At 64.8% G+C, this 16,677-nt stretch carries 10 protein-coding genes and 1 pseudogene; 7 read left to right on the top strand and 4 right to left on the bottom strand.

The features are described 5' to 3' along the window. Positions 1-39 precede the first annotated feature (39 nt). Positions 40-3,306 (bottom strand): adenylate/guanylate cyclase domain-containing protein, encoded by a 3,267-nt coding sequence (locus N181_RS06665; RefSeq protein ID WP_037394238.1) that lies wholly within the window; start codon positions 3,304-3,306, stop codon positions 40-42. A 357-nt stretch (positions 3,307-3,663) separates the two neighbouring features. Between N181_RS06665 and ilvD the strand changes: the two genes are divergently transcribed. Next, complete coding sequence (gene ilvD / locus N181_RS06660) at positions 3,664-5,502, top strand: dihydroxy-acid dehydratase (protein WP_037394235.1); 1,839 nt, start codon at positions 3,664-3,666, stop codon at positions 5,500-5,502. A 67-nt stretch (positions 5,503-5,569) separates the two neighbouring features. On the opposite strand, the pseudogene N181_RS06655 reads toward ilvD, so the two are convergent. Beyond that, positions 5,570-5,973, bottom strand: a pseudogene (locus tag N181_RS06655) (GFA family protein). Positions 5,974-6,074: 101 nt separating this feature from the next. Here N181_RS06655 and N181_RS06650 point away from each other — a divergent pair. Continuing rightward, on the top strand, positions 6,075-6,536 hold the full coding sequence (locus tag N181_RS06650) for a MarR family winged helix-turn-helix transcriptional regulator (RefSeq protein WP_037394231.1): 462 nt from the start codon (positions 6,075-6,077) through the stop codon (positions 6,534-6,536). 35 nt (positions 6,537-6,571) lie between these two features. Here N181_RS06650 and N181_RS06645 read toward each other — a convergent pair whose 3' ends face one another. Continuing rightward, positions 6,572-7,018: a MarR family winged helix-turn-helix transcriptional regulator gene (locus tag N181_RS06645; protein WP_014329798.1), complete on the bottom strand. Its 447-nt coding sequence runs from the start codon at positions 7,016-7,018 to the stop codon at positions 6,572-6,574. A 324-nt stretch (positions 7,019-7,342) separates the two neighbouring features. Here N181_RS06645 and N181_RS06640 point away from each other — a divergent pair, with 324 nt between their 5' ends. Further along, positions 7,343-7,813, top strand: a complete 471-nt coding sequence (locus tag N181_RS06640; protein WP_037394228.1) for a DUF1579 domain-containing protein — start codon at positions 7,343-7,345, stop codon at positions 7,811-7,813. 34 nt (positions 7,814-7,847) lie between these two features. Next, positions 7,848-8,612, top strand: a complete 765-nt coding sequence (locus N181_RS06635; protein ID WP_060563303.1) for a VOC family protein — start codon at positions 7,848-7,850, stop codon at positions 8,610-8,612. Between the two features lie 48 nt (positions 8,613-8,660). Here the strand turns inward: N181_RS06635 and N181_RS06630 are convergent, their stop codons facing one another. Then, positions 8,661-9,611 (bottom strand): LysR family transcriptional regulator, encoded by a 951-nt coding sequence (locus N181_RS06630; protein WP_037435190.1) that lies wholly within the window; start codon positions 9,609-9,611, stop codon positions 8,661-8,663. A gap of 104 nt (positions 9,612-9,715) precedes the next feature. Here N181_RS06630 and N181_RS06625 point away from each other — a divergent pair, with 104 nt between their 5' ends. The 3 genes from N181_RS06625 (at position 9,716) to N181_RS06615 (ending at position 16,624) form a co-directional block, all read left to right on the top strand. After that, positions 9,716-10,750: an aldo/keto reductase gene (locus N181_RS06625; protein ID WP_014329802.1), complete on the top strand. Its 1,035-nt coding sequence runs from the start codon at positions 9,716-9,718 to the stop codon at positions 10,748-10,750. Positions 10,751-10,888: 138 nt separating this feature from the next. Next, positions 10,889-14,215: a transglutaminase family protein gene (locus N181_RS06620; protein ID WP_014329803.1), complete on the top strand. Its 3,327-nt coding sequence runs from the start codon at positions 10,889-10,891 to the stop codon at positions 14,213-14,215. Further along, positions 14,216-16,624, top strand: coding sequence for a circularly permuted type 2 ATP-grasp protein (locus tag N181_RS06615; protein ID WP_037394219.1), 2,409 nt, complete (start codon positions 14,216-14,218; stop codon positions 16,622-16,624). Positions 16,625-16,677: the final 53 nt, after the last annotated feature.

Genomic DNA, 16,677 nt, shown 5'->3' with positions numbered 1-16,677 from the left:
CCCTTCTTCTCTCCCGCGCCTTGCCTGAACGAAAGCCGTTCAATCGAGGAACGGCAGGATCACCAAGGCCTCTGGGTCGAGATCGTGACTTTCGCAGATGTCTCGAGCCGAACTGAAATGGCGTTCGGCCTCGGCGAGTTCGCCCTCATCGAGGCAAAGTGTCGCCAGGCCATCATAGCACGGAAACAGAACCTGCGCCTCGCCGGTTTCGCCGGCCAGATCGAGCGCTTCGCCGTAGAGCTTGCGGGCGTCGGCCGGCCGGCCGTGGCACTGGAAGATCTGCCCGAGGACGAGCAGCGAGACCGGCAGATGGTCGCGCTGGTCGAGCGCCCGGTCGATCTCGATCGCCTTTTGCGCCGCCGGCACGCCTTCGGTCGCGCAACGGTCGGTGAAGGTGCAATGGGCGACCGCAAGATTGGCGAGAAGCCGCGCCTGGAAGCCGAGATCGCCGATGCGGCGGGCCATATCGAGGCCGCGCCGGCAGACTTCGATGGCAAGCTTCGGGTCGACGATCGTGTAGAGCACGCCGAGATTCGTATAGCCGCGGCAGGCCGCGTGCATCAGGGCGGCCGCTTCGGCCACCGCAACGCTCGTCTCCACGGCCTCGATCGCCTCTCGCGTCCGGCCGCGTCGCGCCAGAGCCGCACCCTTGGTATTCAACGCTTCGGCGGTGACAAGGGCCACCTCCCGCCGGGTCTCGTCGCTCACGTCGGGACCAAGCGCCTTGACCTTCTCCAAGGCTTCGTCCGCCCATCGCGAGGCGCCGAGATAGTCGCCCATGCGGAAAGCCAAATGCCCCCGCTCCTGCAGCAGCGACGCGCTATCGACCGGAGCCTCGGCGCGTTCGAGGAGCACAGTCGCTTCCGTGAAGCTCGCCTGCGCCTGATCGCGCTTGCCGGCCTCCCAGAGAAGATGACCGAGTTTGCGGAGGATTCGCGCGGAAGCCACGGCGTCTGCCGCGACAGGACCGGTGTCGAGCAGCGCGCGGTAGTGCTCTTCCGCCTGGGCGCGCTCACCGAAAGGCACCAGGAGATCGGCGATCCGCTCGCGAGCGATGAACCACTCCGGCCTCTCTTCGCCGAGCGTGGCAAGGGCGGCCATCGCCTGCCGATAGAACCGGATGGCATCCTCGTTGGCGTAGAGCTGGCTTGCCCGGTCTCCGGCGGCCATCAGGTAGCGAGCCCCCTTGGCCCGTTCGGCCGACTGACTGTAGTGATGCCCGAGGACAGCCAGATCCTCGAAACGCTCCGGGTTTTCGCCATAGCGGCGCTCCAGAGCGTTCGCGATGGCCGCATGTATCTCTGTCCGCCGTTTGACGAGCAGATTGTTGTAGACCACCTCGTGCAGTAGCGACTGAACGAAGCGGTAGCTTTGCGATGCCGGCGTCCCGCCCCTGGCACTCTCTTCAATGATTTCGGCATCGCAAAGCAACTCCAGACCCGATGCGACATCGCCCGATTGGGGAGAGACGATGGCGAGCAACTCGGCGTCGAAGCGCGGGCCGATGACGGCGGCACCGTGGACGAGACGGCGCGCCTCCTGAGGCAAGCGATCGATCCGCGCCAGCAGCATCGCCTCGATGCCGACGGGAATATCGACGCTCGCTTCGCCGTCGGCCACATGCCATTGCGAGCCGTCGCGACGAAGCGTTTCGAGCTCGATGAGGCCGCGGATGATTTCCTCGATGAACAGCGGGTTGCCGCCGGCACGCGCCAGGATTTGCTGGCGCAGGCTTCCAGGCAGGCACTTCTCTCCGAATAAGCCCGCAAGGAGCCGCTGTCCGTCGGCGGGGGAGAGCGGCCCGAGACGCAGTGCGGTGACGCTCGTGCGCTCCGGGGACAGGCGCTCCGGGCCGGCACCGGGCCGCTGCGTGGTGATCAGCATCAAAGGACGGCGATCCAGCCGGTCGAGCACGAAGCGCAACGCCTCCAGCGAGGCGGAGTCCGCCCAATGCAAATCCTCAAGGATGATGAGCAAGGGCGTCCGTTCGAGCCGCCGCTCGAACAAGGTGCGAATGACCGAGAGGAGCTGGCGCCGAATCTGGTCGGGAGCGACGTGCTGAAGGGCGCCTTCGCGATCTCCCATCCCGAGAATATGGAAGAGAAGCGGCATCAGTTCACCGAGTTCCTCGGCGGTAAAGCCGATTTCGGCGAGACCGGAGGCCAGCCGCTCCTGCGTTTCCTCCGCCGTGCCGCCGGCCGGTATGCCATAGGCGCTGCTCAGCACGGTGGCGAGCGTCCCATAGGACGGTTCGCCGAGCGGAGAACAGGCGGCGCGCCTGACGACCACATGCGCAAAGCGCGGGTCCTCGCCGATGGCTGCCAGGAGCTCGCTCACCAGACGCGACTTGCCGATGCCGGCCTCCCCGGTCAGGCGCACGACTTGCGCCGTGCCGGCGCAGGCGAGCACCAGGCAGTCGCGCATGCGGGCAATCTCGGCATCGCGTCCGATGAGCGGCGCGCTGAGACCGAGCGCGTCGAGACCCCTCGCCGGGCGTGGCGCCTCGAGCGGGCCGTTGACGCGATGCACCTGAAGGCTGCCGGTCTTGCCGCGCAAGGCAACCGCGCCGAGCGTTTCATAGGCGAAGGCATGCCGGGTGAGCTTGTGCGTAACCGGCCCTGCAAGGATTTCATCCGGGCCGGCCATCGCCTGCAGGCGCTGCGCCGTGTTCACCGTATCGCCGGTGACCGAATAGGATTTCGTGTCGCCCGCCCCGAAACCGCCGGTGACCACCGGGCCGGTGTTGACACCGATATGCAGGCTGAGCGGCAGGCCGATGCGCCTGTGCCAGCGGTCACTCACTCGCGCGGTCCGATCGCGCATCTCCAATGCGGCCCGAAGAGCCCTCTCCGGATCGTCCTCATGGGCCACCGGGGCGCCGAAGAGGGCGAGCAGCGCGTCGCCGATGAACTTGTCGACGAAGCCGCCGAATGCCTCGACGGCGCTCGTCAATTCCTCGAAGAGCTCGTTCTGCAGCGCCTGCAATATTTCCGGATCAATCTGCTCACTGAGCCCGGTGAACCCACAAAGATCGGCAAACAGCACTGTGACCGTACGCCGGTCGGCGCCGATATCCTGGCCTGATGGAGCTGGAGGCGCCTGCGGTACAGGCGGCGTCGGGTGCCGCGTCGGAGCCTGTGGGGCTTCCGCAGTCGCTCCGAGCCGGGTGCCGCAGCGCGGGCAGAAGGCGAAATGCGGAGCACAGAGATAGCCGCAACCGGGGCACGAACTGTGCTGCTTGGCACCGCATTTCGGGCAAAACGCGAAGCCACTCTCTATCTCGCTACCGCATTCATGGCAGTTCATCGCGGACGAACCTCAATACGCCCCCGGCAGCGAAGGACTCCGCTACACAGGCGTGAATGCTGCAAAAACAATGGACTTGTTGATCCGGCTTGGCAATGCGCCATCCTGGCGGAGATCGAGGAGCAGGCTGGAGAGCGCCGCGTTGCAACCCAGACTTCCGGGCTGGGGTTCGAGTGCTGTGCAAAGCGACCACGACCCGCTAAGCTCGCTTCCATGACCGGCGCGCGGACCATCCGCGGGGCGGAAATAATCTGACGCGAAAGATGACGCGCGCGCAATTTTGCGCTAGTACCCCTCGACCGGCGCTCAAGGATCGCCATATTCGCGTATCGATATTCGTCCGTGAAGGAACACGTTATGCCTGCCTATCGCTCCCGTACCACCACCCACGGCCGCAACATGGCCGGCGCCCGCGGCCTCTGGCGCGCGACGGGCATGAAGGACAGCGACTTCGGCAAGCCGATCATTGCGGTAGTGAACTCGTTTACGCAATTCGTGCCCGGCCACGTGCATTTGAAGGACCTCGGCCAACTCGTCGCCCGCGAGATCGAGGCGGCCGGCGGCGTCGCCAAGGAATTCAACACCATCGCCGTCGATGACGGCATCGCCATGGGCCATGACGGCATGCTCTATTCGCTGCCGTCGCGCGAGATCATCGCCGACAGCGTCGAATACATGGTCAACGCCCATTGCGCCGACGCCATGGTCTGTATCTCGAACTGCGACAAGATCACCCCCGGCATGCTGATGGCGGCATTGCGCCTCAATATTCCCGCCGTCTTCGTTTCCGGCGGGCCGATGGAGGCCGGCAAGGTCGTGCTGCACGGCAAGACGCACGCGCTCGACCTCGTCGACGCCATGGTCGCGGCCGCCGACGACAGCGTTTCCGACGAGGACGTCAAGGTCATCGAGCGCTCCGCCTGCCCGACCTGCGGCTCCTGCTCCGGCATGTTCACGGCCAACTCGATGAACTGTCTGACCGAGGCACTCGGCCTGTCGCTGCCCGGCAACGGCTCGACGCTCGCCACGCACGCCGATCGCAAGCGCCTCTTCGTCGAAGCCGGCCACCTGATCGTCGACATCGCCCGCCGTTATTACGAACAGGAAGACGAGAGCGTGCTGCCACGCAACGTCGCCTCCAAGCAGGCATTCGAAAACGCCATGGCGCTTGACATCGCCATGGGTGGCTCGACCAACACGGTTCTGCACATTCTCGCCGCCGCCCATGAGGGCGAGATCGATTTCACCATGGACGACATCGACCGGCTGTCACGCAAGGTTCCGTGCCTGTCGAAAGTGGCGCCGGCGAAGAGCGACGTGCACATGGAAGACGTGCACCGCGCCGGCGGCATCATGTCGATCCTCGGCGAACTTGAGAAAGGCGGCCTCATCAACCGCGATTGCCCGACCGTGCACAGCGCCACGATCAGTGACGCTATCGACCGCTGGGACATCACCCGCACGACGAGCGAGACGGTCCGCCACTTCTTCCGCGCCGCCCCTGGCGGCATCCCGACCCAGGTGGCCTTCAGCCAGGAGGCGCGCTGGGACGACCTCGACACCGACCGCGAAAAGGGCGTCATCCGCTCGGTCGAGCATCCCTTCTCCAAGGATGGCGGCCTTGCGGTGCTCAAGGGCAACATCGCGCTCGACGGCTGCATCGTGAAGACCGCCGGCGTCGACGAGAGCATCCTGAAGTTTTCCGGCCCGGCCCGCGTCTTCGAAAGCCAGGATGCGTCGGTCAAGGCGATCCTCGGCAACGAGATCAAGGCCGGCGACGTGGTCGTCATCCGCTATGAGGGGCCGAAGGGCGGACCGGGCATGCAGGAAATGCTCTATCCGACGAGCTACCTGAAGTCGAAGGGCCTCGGCAAGGCCTGCGCGCTGATCACCGACGGCCGTTTCTCCGGCGGCACCTCCGGCCTGTCGATCGGCCATGTCTCGCCGGAAGCTGCGAATGGCGGCACGATCGGGCTCGTCCGCGAGGGCGACATGATCGACATCGACATCCCGAACCGCACGATCAGCCTGCGGGTCGAGGAAGCCGAGCTTGCCAACCGCCGCGCCGAGCAGGATGAAAAGGGCTGGGAGCCCGCAGAGCCGCGCAAGCGTCGGGTGACGACGGCGCTCAAGGCCTATGCCGCCTTCGCGACCTCCGCCGACCGCGGCGCCGTGCGGGACCTCGGCGACCGGTAGTCGGCGCAACGTCGCCAACAAAAAAGGCTCCTGCCGCAGCGGGAGCCCTTTTCGTTTCGCTTTGAGATCACATGTGTTTCGTCTCGGCCGGAACATTCCACCAATTGTTGTGCAGCCCATCCATATATTGGATCGGCAAGGTCGCCAGCACGGCAGGATCGATATCGTCCAGGCATGCGATGTTGATGGAAACGAAGGCTCCGCCGATCTCCTCGACATATCCGTGCCCATAGGGCGCCGTGCCGCAATTCATGCAGAACCGGTGATGGCCGCTCATCGTGCCGAACTGATAGTCTCCGATACCGCTCTCTTCGCAGAGGAGCGGAAATCCTCCGGCTTCACGGAAGCACCCCAATAGCGCATTTTCGAGCAGTAGGAACAATTGCATCGACTGGTCCCGGCCTCGAGATCGACATCGACCTCGTAGCGAATCCGTCCGCAGTGGCAGCTACCCTTGTAGGTCATCTTCATCTCAATCCTCCCCGTTTTGGAACGTCGCTCTTGCCAACCATCACTCACTATGACAACTTATTGTCAAAATCTTTTATCCGCAATGACAATATGTTGTCAATATGAATTCACCTCCCCGTACGCCTTCCGGCGATGCTTTCGCCGAATTCGCCATCTCGGTCATTCGCCTTGCCGGACATCTGACCCTTGAAGGAGATAGGCTCGCGCAGCCATCTGGCCAGACCAGCGCTCGCTGGCAGGTGCTGGCCGCCGCGAGACATGCGACGATGTCGGTTGCCGATGCCGCCCGCGCGCTTGGACTGGCGCGGCAGGGCGTGCAACGCATTGCCGATCTCCTCGAAGCCGACGGGTTGCTCGCCTATCGGCAAAATCCGGCACACCAGCGCGCCAAGCTGATGACACTCACGCCAAAGGGAGAGGTCGCGCTGGCAGAGATCACCGCGCGACAAGCCGTCTGGGCGAATGCACTTGGCGCCGAGATGGGGGAAGAGCGACTGCGGCAGGCGACGGCGCTGATCACGGAGGTCGTCGCGCTCGTCGGCGAACGCCGCACTTCGTCCTGATCAGTTCGCAACGGCGGAACGGTTGCGGGTTGCTACTAGATAAGCGCGAGAAGATCGGCCCGCAGTTGGTCGGGGCCGGCCTCGCCGAGCTGCGCATCGACCGCTGCATGCGTCCGCTTCCAGATCGGCACGGCGTCGGCCAGCAGCCGCTCGCCGACGTCCGTCAAGCGCAGGCGGCGCAGCCGTCTGTCCTGCGGATCCGAAAAGGTCTCCAAGAGACCACGGCGCTCCAAGGGTTTCAGCGCCGCCGTCAGCGTCGTGCGATCCATGGCCAGAAGCGACGCGACGGCGCTCATGCTCGGCGGCTCCGGCCGGTTGAGCGACATCATCAGCGAGAACTGTCCGTTGGTGATGTCGAGCGGCCGGAGCGCCTCGTCGAAACGGCGGGCCAGCGCCCGGGCGGCACGCTGGACATGCAGACAGAGACAGGTGTCCCGGACGAAGATCGTGGTCGAGAAGGGAATGAGCGGCGGCTTTGACATGTCCGACTAATGTTGATATCAACGTAAATAGTCAAGCGCAAATGACAATGCTTCCCCTCGTTCGACGTCCTCATCGCAAGTTTCGAGCTGCGTCATGACCGATGCTCCAACAAGATCGATCGAAGGCCCTCACGGGAGGAGGAACGGATACGGCGCCGAGCACTCCCGAAACGGCACGCCTGATGCGACGGAATGGACTTAGCGGCCACCGGCCCTATTTCACGCTCCGTGCCCCGTAGCATCGGGCACGGCGGCCGAGGCTGTGCAATCGAAAAGCCCCAGGGTCGGAGAACCGCCCATGGGTGAAAAACCAAGGAGGAAAAAGTGAAAGCGGAGCCCCAGGAAGAACACCGCTGGCTGGAACAACTGCTCGGCGAATGGACGATCACGTCCGAAGATCCGGCAGGCAGCGAGGCGAATGCGCCATGGGTGGAGAATGTCCGTTCGATGCAGGGCCTCTGGGTCGTTTGCGAAGGGCAAGGGACCATGCCGGACGGAAATTCCGGCCAGACGCTGATGACGCTTGGCTTCAATCCGCTGACCGGCCGCTATGTCGGTACATGGGTCGGATCCATGATGACGCATATGTGGGTCTATGACGGCGAGATCGAAGACGACGGCAAGACGCTCGCGCTGAATTGCGACGGCCCGGATTTCGAGAATCCCGGCAGGTTCGCCAAATACCAGGACAGAATAACGCTGAACGATGCGAACCACAGGACATTGACGGCCCGCGTCCAGGCGGAAGATGGAAGCTGGAAGGAACTGATGAAGGCGGAATACCGCCGGCGATAGCACGCTGCATGCACCAACAACGGGAGAAGCAACCATGCATGGGAAATTCATCTGGTACGAACTGATGACGACGGACACGAAGGCCGCTGAGGCCTTCTACAAAAGTGTCGTCGGCTGGTCCGCCCGCGACGCCGGCATGCCCGGCATGGACTACGCGCTCTTTTCCAAGGGCGAGCATCAGGTGGCCGGTCTGATGACCATGCCCGACGGCGCACTCGAGATGAAAGTGCCGCCGGCCTGGCTCGGCTATGTGGCCGTCGATGACGTCGACGCGACCGCCGAAAAGCTCGCCGCCGCAGGCGGCACCGTCCACCGCGCGCCCGACGACATCCCCGGCGTCGGCCGCTTCGCGATCGTCACCGACCCGCATGGCGCGGCCTTTGCCCTCTTCAAGGGCGATGGCGAGCCGCCGCCGGCCATGGACCAGATGGCCGCCGGCAATGTGGGCTGGCACGAACTGATGGCCGGCGACCTCGACACCGCCTTCGGCTTCTATTCGAAACTGTTCGGCTGGACCAAGGACCAGGCGATGGATATGGGCGAGATGGGCGTTTACCAGATCTTCGCCCATAACGGTCAACCGATCGGCGGCATGATGACCAAGCCGAAGGAAATTCCCGCGCCACCCTACTGGCTCTATTACTTCAACGTCGAGGCGCTCGACGCGGCGATCGACCGCGCCAAGTCCGGCGGTGCGAAGATCATTCAGGAGCCAATGGAGGTGCCCGGCGGCGCCTGGATCGTCCAAGCCACCGATCCGCAGGGGGCGCTTTTCGCGCTCGTTGCACCGAAGCGCTGACGCGTCGTCGATCGGAACAGAAGGCTCGCGGTATCGCGAGCCTTTGTCCTATTGCGACGCCTGCCGCCCCTGCCGGAGGCCGTTCGGCAGCATTGGCCTCACGCGGGCGTGGCTGGCGAGAAAATCGAGAACCGCACGCACGCGTGAGGGAAGCGCGCCGCCCTGCCCCAGAAAAACCGCGTGGATGTCTTCACGATCCCCCGGGTTCAAGTCTTCGAGCACCGTCAGCAACCGGCCGGCGCGAATATCTTCGCGCACCGCGAACTCGGCAAGCCGTGCCAGGCCGGCGCCGGCAAGGGCGAGGTGCCGCAGCCCCTCGCCATCGCTGACCTGCACCGTCCCCGAAGCAGGCAGCACGACCGTTTCGCCCGTCTTCCCGAGGGGCCATCCGTCGACCGCGCGGGCATAGCAGAAGCCGAGCCGGTCATGCGCCCGCAATTCATCGAGACTCGAAGGCATTCCGTTCCGCTCGACATAGGAAGGGGCTGCAACGATCATCATTCGCGTCGCGCCGAGCTTGCGGGCGATCAGCGTCGAGCTCTTCAGCGGCCCCGCCCGGACCGCCACGTCGGCGCGTGCCTCCATCAGGTCGACGACGGCGTCGGTCTGGATGATGTCGAGCGTGACGGCCGGGAAGCGCGCCCGGAATTCCGGCACCAGTGGCATCAATATATGGGTGCCGAAGGAGGCGTTGACGTTCAGCCTTACCCGGCCGGTCGGGCTTTCGCCGGCCGAGGCGCAACGCTCGGCCTCGTCGATGTCGGCGAGAATCCGCGTCGTGCGTTCGTAGAAGGCATGCCCCTCCGGCGTAAGCTGCAACTTACGCGTCGAGCGATTGACCAGCCGGACGCCGAGCCGCTCTTCGAGGCGCAGCACCAGTTTGCTGACCGCCGAAGGCGTCATGCGGAAGTGGCGGGCAGCAGCGGAAAAGCCGCCGAGCTCCACCGCCTTGACGAAGACTTCCATTTCGCCCGAACGGTTGACCGAGGGTCGCGACATGTGAATTCAACTCACAGATAATGTTCCCATCGGCAGTCTATATCCAAAACACGTCTAGCTCCATCTTTCTCACAGCAGGAAATGATCACGAAGGAGTTCGAGGAATGGAATATCGACGTCTCGGTTCGTCCGGTTTGAAGGTGCCGGCGCTCAGCTTCGGCGCAGGGACTTTCGGCGGCAAGGGTCCGCTCTTCGGTGCCTGGGGCACGACGGCGGAAGCGGAGGCCCGCAGACTGGTCGACATCTGCCTCGAGGCCGGCGTCAACCTCTTCGACACGGCAGATGTCTATTCCGATGGCGCTTCCGAGGAAATCCTCGGCGCAGCGATCAAGGGCCGGCGCGACGAGGTGCTCCTGTCGACTAAGATATCGCTGCCGGTCGGCGACGGGCCGAACGATGCCGGCTCGTCCCGCGCGCGCCTCGTCAAGGGCGTCGACGCCGCCCTGAAACGGCTCGGCACCGACTATATCGACCTGATGCAGCTGCATGCCTTCGATGCCGGAACGCCCATCGAGGAAGTGCTGTCGACCCTCGACATGCTCGTGCGCGCCGGCAAGCTGCGCTATATCGGCGTTTCGAATTTCTCCGGCTGGCAATTGATGAAGTCTCTCGCGGTTGCCGACCGGCACGGCTATCCGCGCTACGTCGCCAATCAGGTCTACTATTCTCTGGCCGGGCGGGACTACGAATGGGAGCTGATGCCGCTCGGCCTCGACCAGGGCGTCGGCGCGCTCGTCTGGAGCCCGCTCGGCTGGGGGAGGCTGACCGGCCGGATCCGCCGCGGTGAGCCGTGGCCGGAGGGAAGCCGGCTGCACGACACGGCCGCATTCGGCCCGCCCGTCGATGACGAAAGGCTTTACGAGATCGTCGACTTGCTGGATCAGATCTCGGAGGAAACCGGCCGGACCGTACCGCAGATCGCCATCAACTGGCTTCTTCGGCGCCCGACCGTATCGAGCGTCATCATCGGCGCGCGCAACGAGGAACAATTGCGCCAGAACCTCGGCGCTGTCGGCTGGTCTCTTTCGGCCGAGCAGATCGCCCGCCTCGACGCAGCGAGCGCGACGACGGCGCCCTACCCCCACTTCCCCTATTACCGCCAGGAGGGCTTCGCCCGGATCAATCCTCCGCCCGTCTGAGGCTATGAGAGAGTTGCCTCAGAGACGGCAAAGCAAGCCTGAACCGGCCTGGTTTCGGCTTGCATTCTTTATTCGCATTGCACAAAGTCCTTTCGAATGGCGGACGATGGATCCGCCATCGAGGGGAAAAAGCGCTGCATGTCGATCAAGGCCAGTATCTATCACCTGACCCACTACAAATATGACCGGCCGGTAAGTCTCTCACCGCAGATCATCAGGTTGAAACCGGCGGCGCATTCGAAGACCAAGGTCATCAGCCACTCGCTGAAAGTCTCGCCGGAAAACCATTTCGTCAACCTGCAGCAAGACCCCTACGGCAATTATCTCGCCCGCTATGTCTTCCCGGATCCGGTGACGGAACTGAAGATCGAAGTCGATCTCGTCGCCGACATGACGGTCTACAATCCCTTCGACTTCTTCGTCGAGGAGGAGGCCGAGCACTGGCCGTTCCGCTATCCCGAGGACCTCAGCGAGGACCTGAAGATCTACATGACGCCGGAGCCGGCGGGCGAAAGGCTCTCGGCCTTCCTTGCAGGCGTCGATCGCTCGCGCCAGCGCACCGTCGACATGGTGGTCGGCCTCAATGCGCGGCTGCAGAAGGAGATCGGCTACGTCATCCGCATGGAGCCGGGCGTGCAGTTGCCGGAGGAGACGCTTGGTCTCGCCAGGGGCTCCTGCCGCGATTCGAGCTGGCTGCTCGTGCAGATCCTCCGCAATCTCGGTTATGCCGCCCGCTTCGTCTCCGGCTATCTCATCCAGCTGACGCCGGACCTCAAGGCCCTCGACGGCCCCTCCGGCACCGAGCACGACTTCACCGACCTGCATGCCTGGGCCGAGGTCTATCTCCCGGGGGCCGGCTGGGTCGGGCTCGACCCGACCTCCGGCCTCTTGACCGGCGAGAGCCACATTCCGCTCGCCGCCACCCCGCACTATCGCAACGCTGCACCGATCTCCGGCGGCTTCTTCGGCGATCCGAACACGCAGTCGGATTTTGCCTTCGACATGAAGGTGGCGCGCGTCGCCGAGCATCCGCGCATCACCAAGCCCTTTTCCGACGAGAGCTGGGAGGCGCTCAACGCGCTCGGCAACGAAGTCGACCGGGTGCTGGTAGAGAACGACGTGCGGCTCACCATGGGCGGCGAGCCGACTTTCGTGTCGATCGACGACTTCGAATCCGACGAATGGAACACGGCCGCCGTCGGTCCGACCAAGCGTGAAAAGGCCGACGCGCTCATTCGCCGCCTGCGCGAGCGCTTCGCGCCAGGCGGCTTCCTGCACTACGGACAGGGCAAGTGGTATCCGGGCGAAAGCCTGCCGCGCTGGACCTTCTCGCTCTACTGGCGCCGGGATGGCCTGCCGATCTGGCAGCGGCCGGATCTGATTGCCGAGGAACGCGGCAGGAAGGATGTTGCGGAGCGCGATGCCGAGCGCCTGCTGGTCGCCATCGCCGGCGAACTCGACGTCGCAGCCGAGATGGTCGTTCCGGCCTATGAGGATCCGGCCGAATGGGTCATCAAGGAAGCGAACCTGCCGAACAATGTCGATCCGTCCAACTCGAAGCTCAAGGATCCGGAGGAGCGCAGCCGTCTGGCCCGCGTGTTCGAACGGGGCCTGACGACGCCGACGGGCTACGTGCTGCCGGTGCAGGCCTGGAATTCCCGGGCCTCGGGCCGCAAATGGACGAGCGAGAAATGGAGGACCCGGCGCGGCAAGATCTTTCTCGTGCCCGGCGACAGTCCGGTCGGTTACCGCCTGCCGCTCGGTTCTCTGCCCTATATCGCCCCCTCCTCCTATCCCTATATCAATCCGGTCGACCCGACCGTTCGGCGCTCAGACCTGCCCGATTTCACCGAAGAGAAGGGTCGCGCCCAACAGTCACGCTTCCAGCCCTCCGAGGAGCCGCAAACGCCGCTGCCCGTCTCGCGCGACGAGATCGCCGGCTCCGTGCGCACCGCGATCACGGTCGAGCCGCGCGACGGCCGGCTCAGCGTCTTCATGCCGCCGACGACGGACATCGAGGAATATCTGGACCTGATCGCCTCGACCGAGCGGGCCGCCGCGGCGCTCGGCCTCACCGTCCACATCGAAGGCTATGCTCCGCCGCAGGACGAGCGCATCAACGTCATCCGGGTGGCACCCGACCCGGGCGTGATCGAGGTCAACATCCACCCGGCGTCGACCTGGGGGGAATGCGTCGACATTACCACGGCGATCTACGAGGAGGCGCGCCAGAGCCGGCTCGGCGCCGACAAGTTCATGATCGACGGCCGCCACACTGGAACCGGCGGCGGCAACCACGTGGTGGTCGGCGGTCGCAACCCCAATGACAGTCCCTTCCTGCGCCGGCCGGACCTCCTGAAGAGCATCGTGCTGCACTGGCAGCGCCATCCCTCGCTCTCCTATCTCTTTTCCGGCCTGTTCATCGGACCCACCAGCCAGGCGCCGCGCATCGACGAGGCACGCCACGATTCACTTTATGAACTGGAAATCGCCCTCGCCCAGGTGCCGGCGCCCGGCGCGGGCCGCATGCCGCCGCTGCCGTGGCTCGTCGACCGGCTGTTCCGCAACCTGCTCGTCGACGTCACCGGCAACACGCACCGCTCCGAAATCTGCATCGACAAGCTCTTTTCGCCCGACGGTCCGACCGGAAGGCTCGGGCTCATCGAGTTCCGCGGCTTCGAGATGCCGCCCAATGCCCGCATGTCGCTTGCCCAGCAACTGCTGGTCCGCGCCCTCATCGCCCGTTTCTGGAAGAACCCGGTCGACGGCAGCTTCGTGCGCTGGGGCACGGCACTTCACGACCGCTTCATGCTGCCGCATCATGTCTGGCAGGATTTCCTCGACGTCCTCGCTGATCTGAGAGCTCATGGCTTCGATTTCCGGCCGGAATGGTTCGCGGCACAGCTCGAATTCCGCTTTCCCTTCTGCGGCGAGGTGGAATACGAGGAAGCGAAGCTCGAAATCCGCCAGGCGCTCGAGCCCTGGCATGTGATGGGCGAGCAGGGCGCGATCGGCGGCACGGTGCGTTATGTCGACTCGTCCGTAGAGCGTCTTCAGGTGAAGCTTGAGACCGGCAATCCCGATCGCTACATCGTGACCTGCAACGGCCGGTCGGTGCCGCTTTCGAAAACCGGCACGAACGGCATCGCCGTCGCCGGCGTGCGCTACAAGGCCTGGCAGCCGGCAACCGGCTTGCACCCCGTCTTGCCGGTGAACACTCCCCTTACATTCGACGTTTATGATACATGGTCGAATCGGGCGATCGGAGGCTGCGTCTACCATGTTGCGCATCCGGGCGGGCGTCACTATGAGACGTTCCCGGTCAACGGCAATGAGGCGGAGGCACGCCGGCTGGCGCGCTTCGAGCCCTGGGGCCACACGACCGGCATGTATCGGCTGCGACCCGAGACCCCATCGGCGGAGTTTCCCCTGACGCTCGACTTGAGGCGTCCGGCAGGAGTGTAAATGGCGAAGAAGCAGGCGGCAGAGGCAACAAGCAAGAGGCGGCTCGATGGCGACCCGGCGTTCGGCTATCGCGCCCTGCCGGGCGTCGCCGACGAGATGCTCGACCCCCAGGGCAACGTCCGACCGGTATGGCAGCGGCTGCTTGCCGCGCTCGGCCGAATGGACGAAACGGAGCTCGCCAACCGCTTCGCCCGCGCCGACCGTTATCTGCGCGACGCCGGCGTCTTCTATCGGGCCTATGGCAAGGAAAACACCGAACGAAGCTGGCCGCTGTCGCACATACCGGTGCTGATCGACGAAGCCGAATGGGCTGTCGTTTCCGAGGGGTTGATCCAGCGGGCCGAGCTCCTCGAGAAGGTGGTCGCGGACATTTATGGCGAGAACCGCCTCGTCCGCGAAGGCCTGCTGCCGCCGGCCCTCGTCGCATCCAACCCGCAATTCCTGCGCCCGCTCGCCGGCGTTAACCCGGCGGGTGGACATTTCCTGCATTTCTGTTCCTTCGAGATCGGACGAGGGCCTGACGGCAACTGGTGGGTTCTTTCCGACCGGAGCGAGGCGCCGTCCGGCGCAGGCTTTGCGCTGGAAAACCGCGTGGCGACGACGCGCGCCTTTTCCAACCTCTACGCCGAAACCCACGTCCACCGCCTGGCGAGCTTCTTCGGGGCGTTCCGCGACACCCTGCAAGCTCAAAAGCTGCATCCGGACGACCGCATCGCCGTCCTCTCGCCCGGCATCGCCAACGAAACCTATTTCGAGCATGCCTATATCGCCCGTTATCTCGGCTTCATGCTGCTCGAAGGCGAGGACCTGACGGTCGTCGGCGGCCGGGTGATGGTGCGCACCGTCGCCGGCCTGAAGCCGATCGGCGTGCTGTGGCGCCGCCTCGACGCCTCCTTCGCCGATCCGCTCGAACTCGATCAATCCTCCCATATCGGCACGCCCGGCCTCGTCGAAGCGCTCCGGGCCGGCTCCGTCTCGATCGTCAATGCGATCGGTTCCGGCATTATCGAGACGCGTGCCTTCCTCGCCTTCATGCCGACGCTGTGTCGCCATTTGCTTGGGGAAGAGCAGAAGCTGCCGTCGATCGCCACCTGGTGGTGCGGCCAGGAATCGGAGCGCCAGCAGGTCGCGAACAACATCGAGGGCATGGTGATCGGCCCGGCCTATTCGACGCGGCCCTTCTTCGACGACAACGGCCAATCGGTGCTCGGCGCTTCGCTGCGCGACACCGCCAGGACCTCGGTCGCCGAATGGCTGGCGACAGATGGTGGCAAGCTCGTCGGGCAGGAGGTCGTCACCCTGTCGACGACGCCGGCCTGGGTGCGCGGGCGGCTGACGCCGCGGCCGATGAGCTTGCGCGTCTTTGCGGCACGCACCCGCGACGGCTGGCAGATCATGCCGGGCGGCTTCGCCCGCATCGGCTCGGGCGACGACGTGGCGGCGATCGCCATGCAGGCGGGCGGCACCGCCGCCGATGTCTGGATCGTCAGCGACAAACCGGTCGAGCGCACCACCCTGCTCCCGGCCGAGGAGAGCTTCACCCGCAATCTTCCAGGCAGCCTGCCGAGCCGCGCGGCGGACAATCTCTTCTGGCTCGGCCGCTATATCGAGAGAGCGGAGGGTGCGCTTCGGATCCTGCGCGCCTGGCACGCTCGCTTTGCCGAAGCGGCCGATCCGAGCATGCCGCTCCTGAAGGACGTCAGCAGCTACCTCTCCGCGCTCGACATCAGCACGCGCCAGCCGGTACCGGTGAGCCTGCTTGCCAACATCGACAGCGCGCTCTTCAGCGCCGGCAACATCCGCGATCGGTTCTCCCCCGACGGCTGGCTCGCCTTGAACGACCTGTCGAAAACGGCACGCAAATTCCATGCGACAGTGCAGGCCGGCGACGACGCGACCCATGCGATGACCATTCTCTTGCGCAAGCTTGCGGGTTTTGCCGGTCTCGTCCACGAGAACATGTATCGCTTCACCGGCTGGCGGTTCCTGTCGATCGGCCGCTATCTCGAGCGTGGCCTGCACATGACGAGGCTGCTCGGGCACATGTCCGGACCGGAGGCTCCGGACGGCGCCTATGACATGCTGCTCGAGATCGGCGACAGCGTCATGACCCATCGCCGCCGTTACAATGTCAACACGGCCGCCCTGACGGTCACCGACCTCTTGGCGCTCGACCCGCTCAACCCCCGCTCCGTGCTTTTTCAGTTGAACGAGATCAAGACGGAGGTCGAGCTGCTGCCGAACGCCTTCGTCAACGGCCAGATGTCACCCTTCTACCGGGAAACGATGCGGCTTCACTCCGGGCTTGCGGTGATGACGCCGGAAGCGATGAACGAGACGGTCTACAAGCGGCTCGAGCAGGACCTCGAAAAACTTTCGGACCTGCTCGCCCAAACCTATCTCGGCTAGAGTGGAATGAGGCGGCACAGCAGCGCACGCGTGTGGGGATGCCACCCCTCCCC

The organism is Sinorhizobium fredii USDA 205 (assembly GCF_001461695.1).
Lineage (GTDB): Bacteria > Pseudomonadota > Alphaproteobacteria > Rhizobiales > Rhizobiaceae > Sinorhizobium > Sinorhizobium fredii.
The sequence above is the reverse complement of the archived record's forward strand: the minus strand, read 5'-3'. Positions and strand labels throughout refer to the sequence as shown.

Excerpts from the sequence above, each read along its gene's own strand:
- N181_RS06665 (WP_037394238.1), bottom strand. The coding sequence starts at position 3,306 with ATGAACTGCCATGAATGCGGTAGCGAGATAGAGAGTGGCTTCGCGTTT.
- ilvD (WP_037394235.1), top strand. The coding sequence starts at position 3,664 with ATGCCTGCCTATCGCTCCCGTACCACCACCCACGGCCGCAACATGGCC.
- N181_RS06650 (WP_037394231.1), top strand. The coding sequence starts at position 6,075 with ATGAATTCACCTCCCCGTACGCCTTCCGGCGATGCTTTCGCCGAATTC.
- N181_RS06645 (WP_014329798.1), bottom strand. The coding sequence starts at position 7,018 with ATGTCAAAGCCGCCGCTCATTCCCTTCTCGACCACGATCTTCGTCCGG.
- N181_RS06635 (WP_060563303.1), top strand. The coding sequence starts at position 7,848 with ATGCATGGGAAATTCATCTGGTACGAACTGATGACGACGGACACGAAG.
- N181_RS06630 (WP_037435190.1), bottom strand. The coding sequence starts at position 9,611 with ATGTCGCGACCCTCGGTCAACCGTTCGGGCGAAATGGAAGTCTTCGTC.
- N181_RS06625 (WP_014329802.1), top strand. The coding sequence starts at position 9,716 with ATGGAATATCGACGTCTCGGTTCGTCCGGTTTGAAGGTGCCGGCGCTC.
- N181_RS06620 (WP_014329803.1), top strand. The coding sequence starts at position 10,889 with ATGTCGATCAAGGCCAGTATCTATCACCTGACCCACTACAAATATGAC.
- N181_RS06615 (WP_037394219.1), top strand. The coding sequence starts at position 14,216 with ATGGCGAAGAAGCAGGCGGCAGAGGCAACAAGCAAGAGGCGGCTCGAT.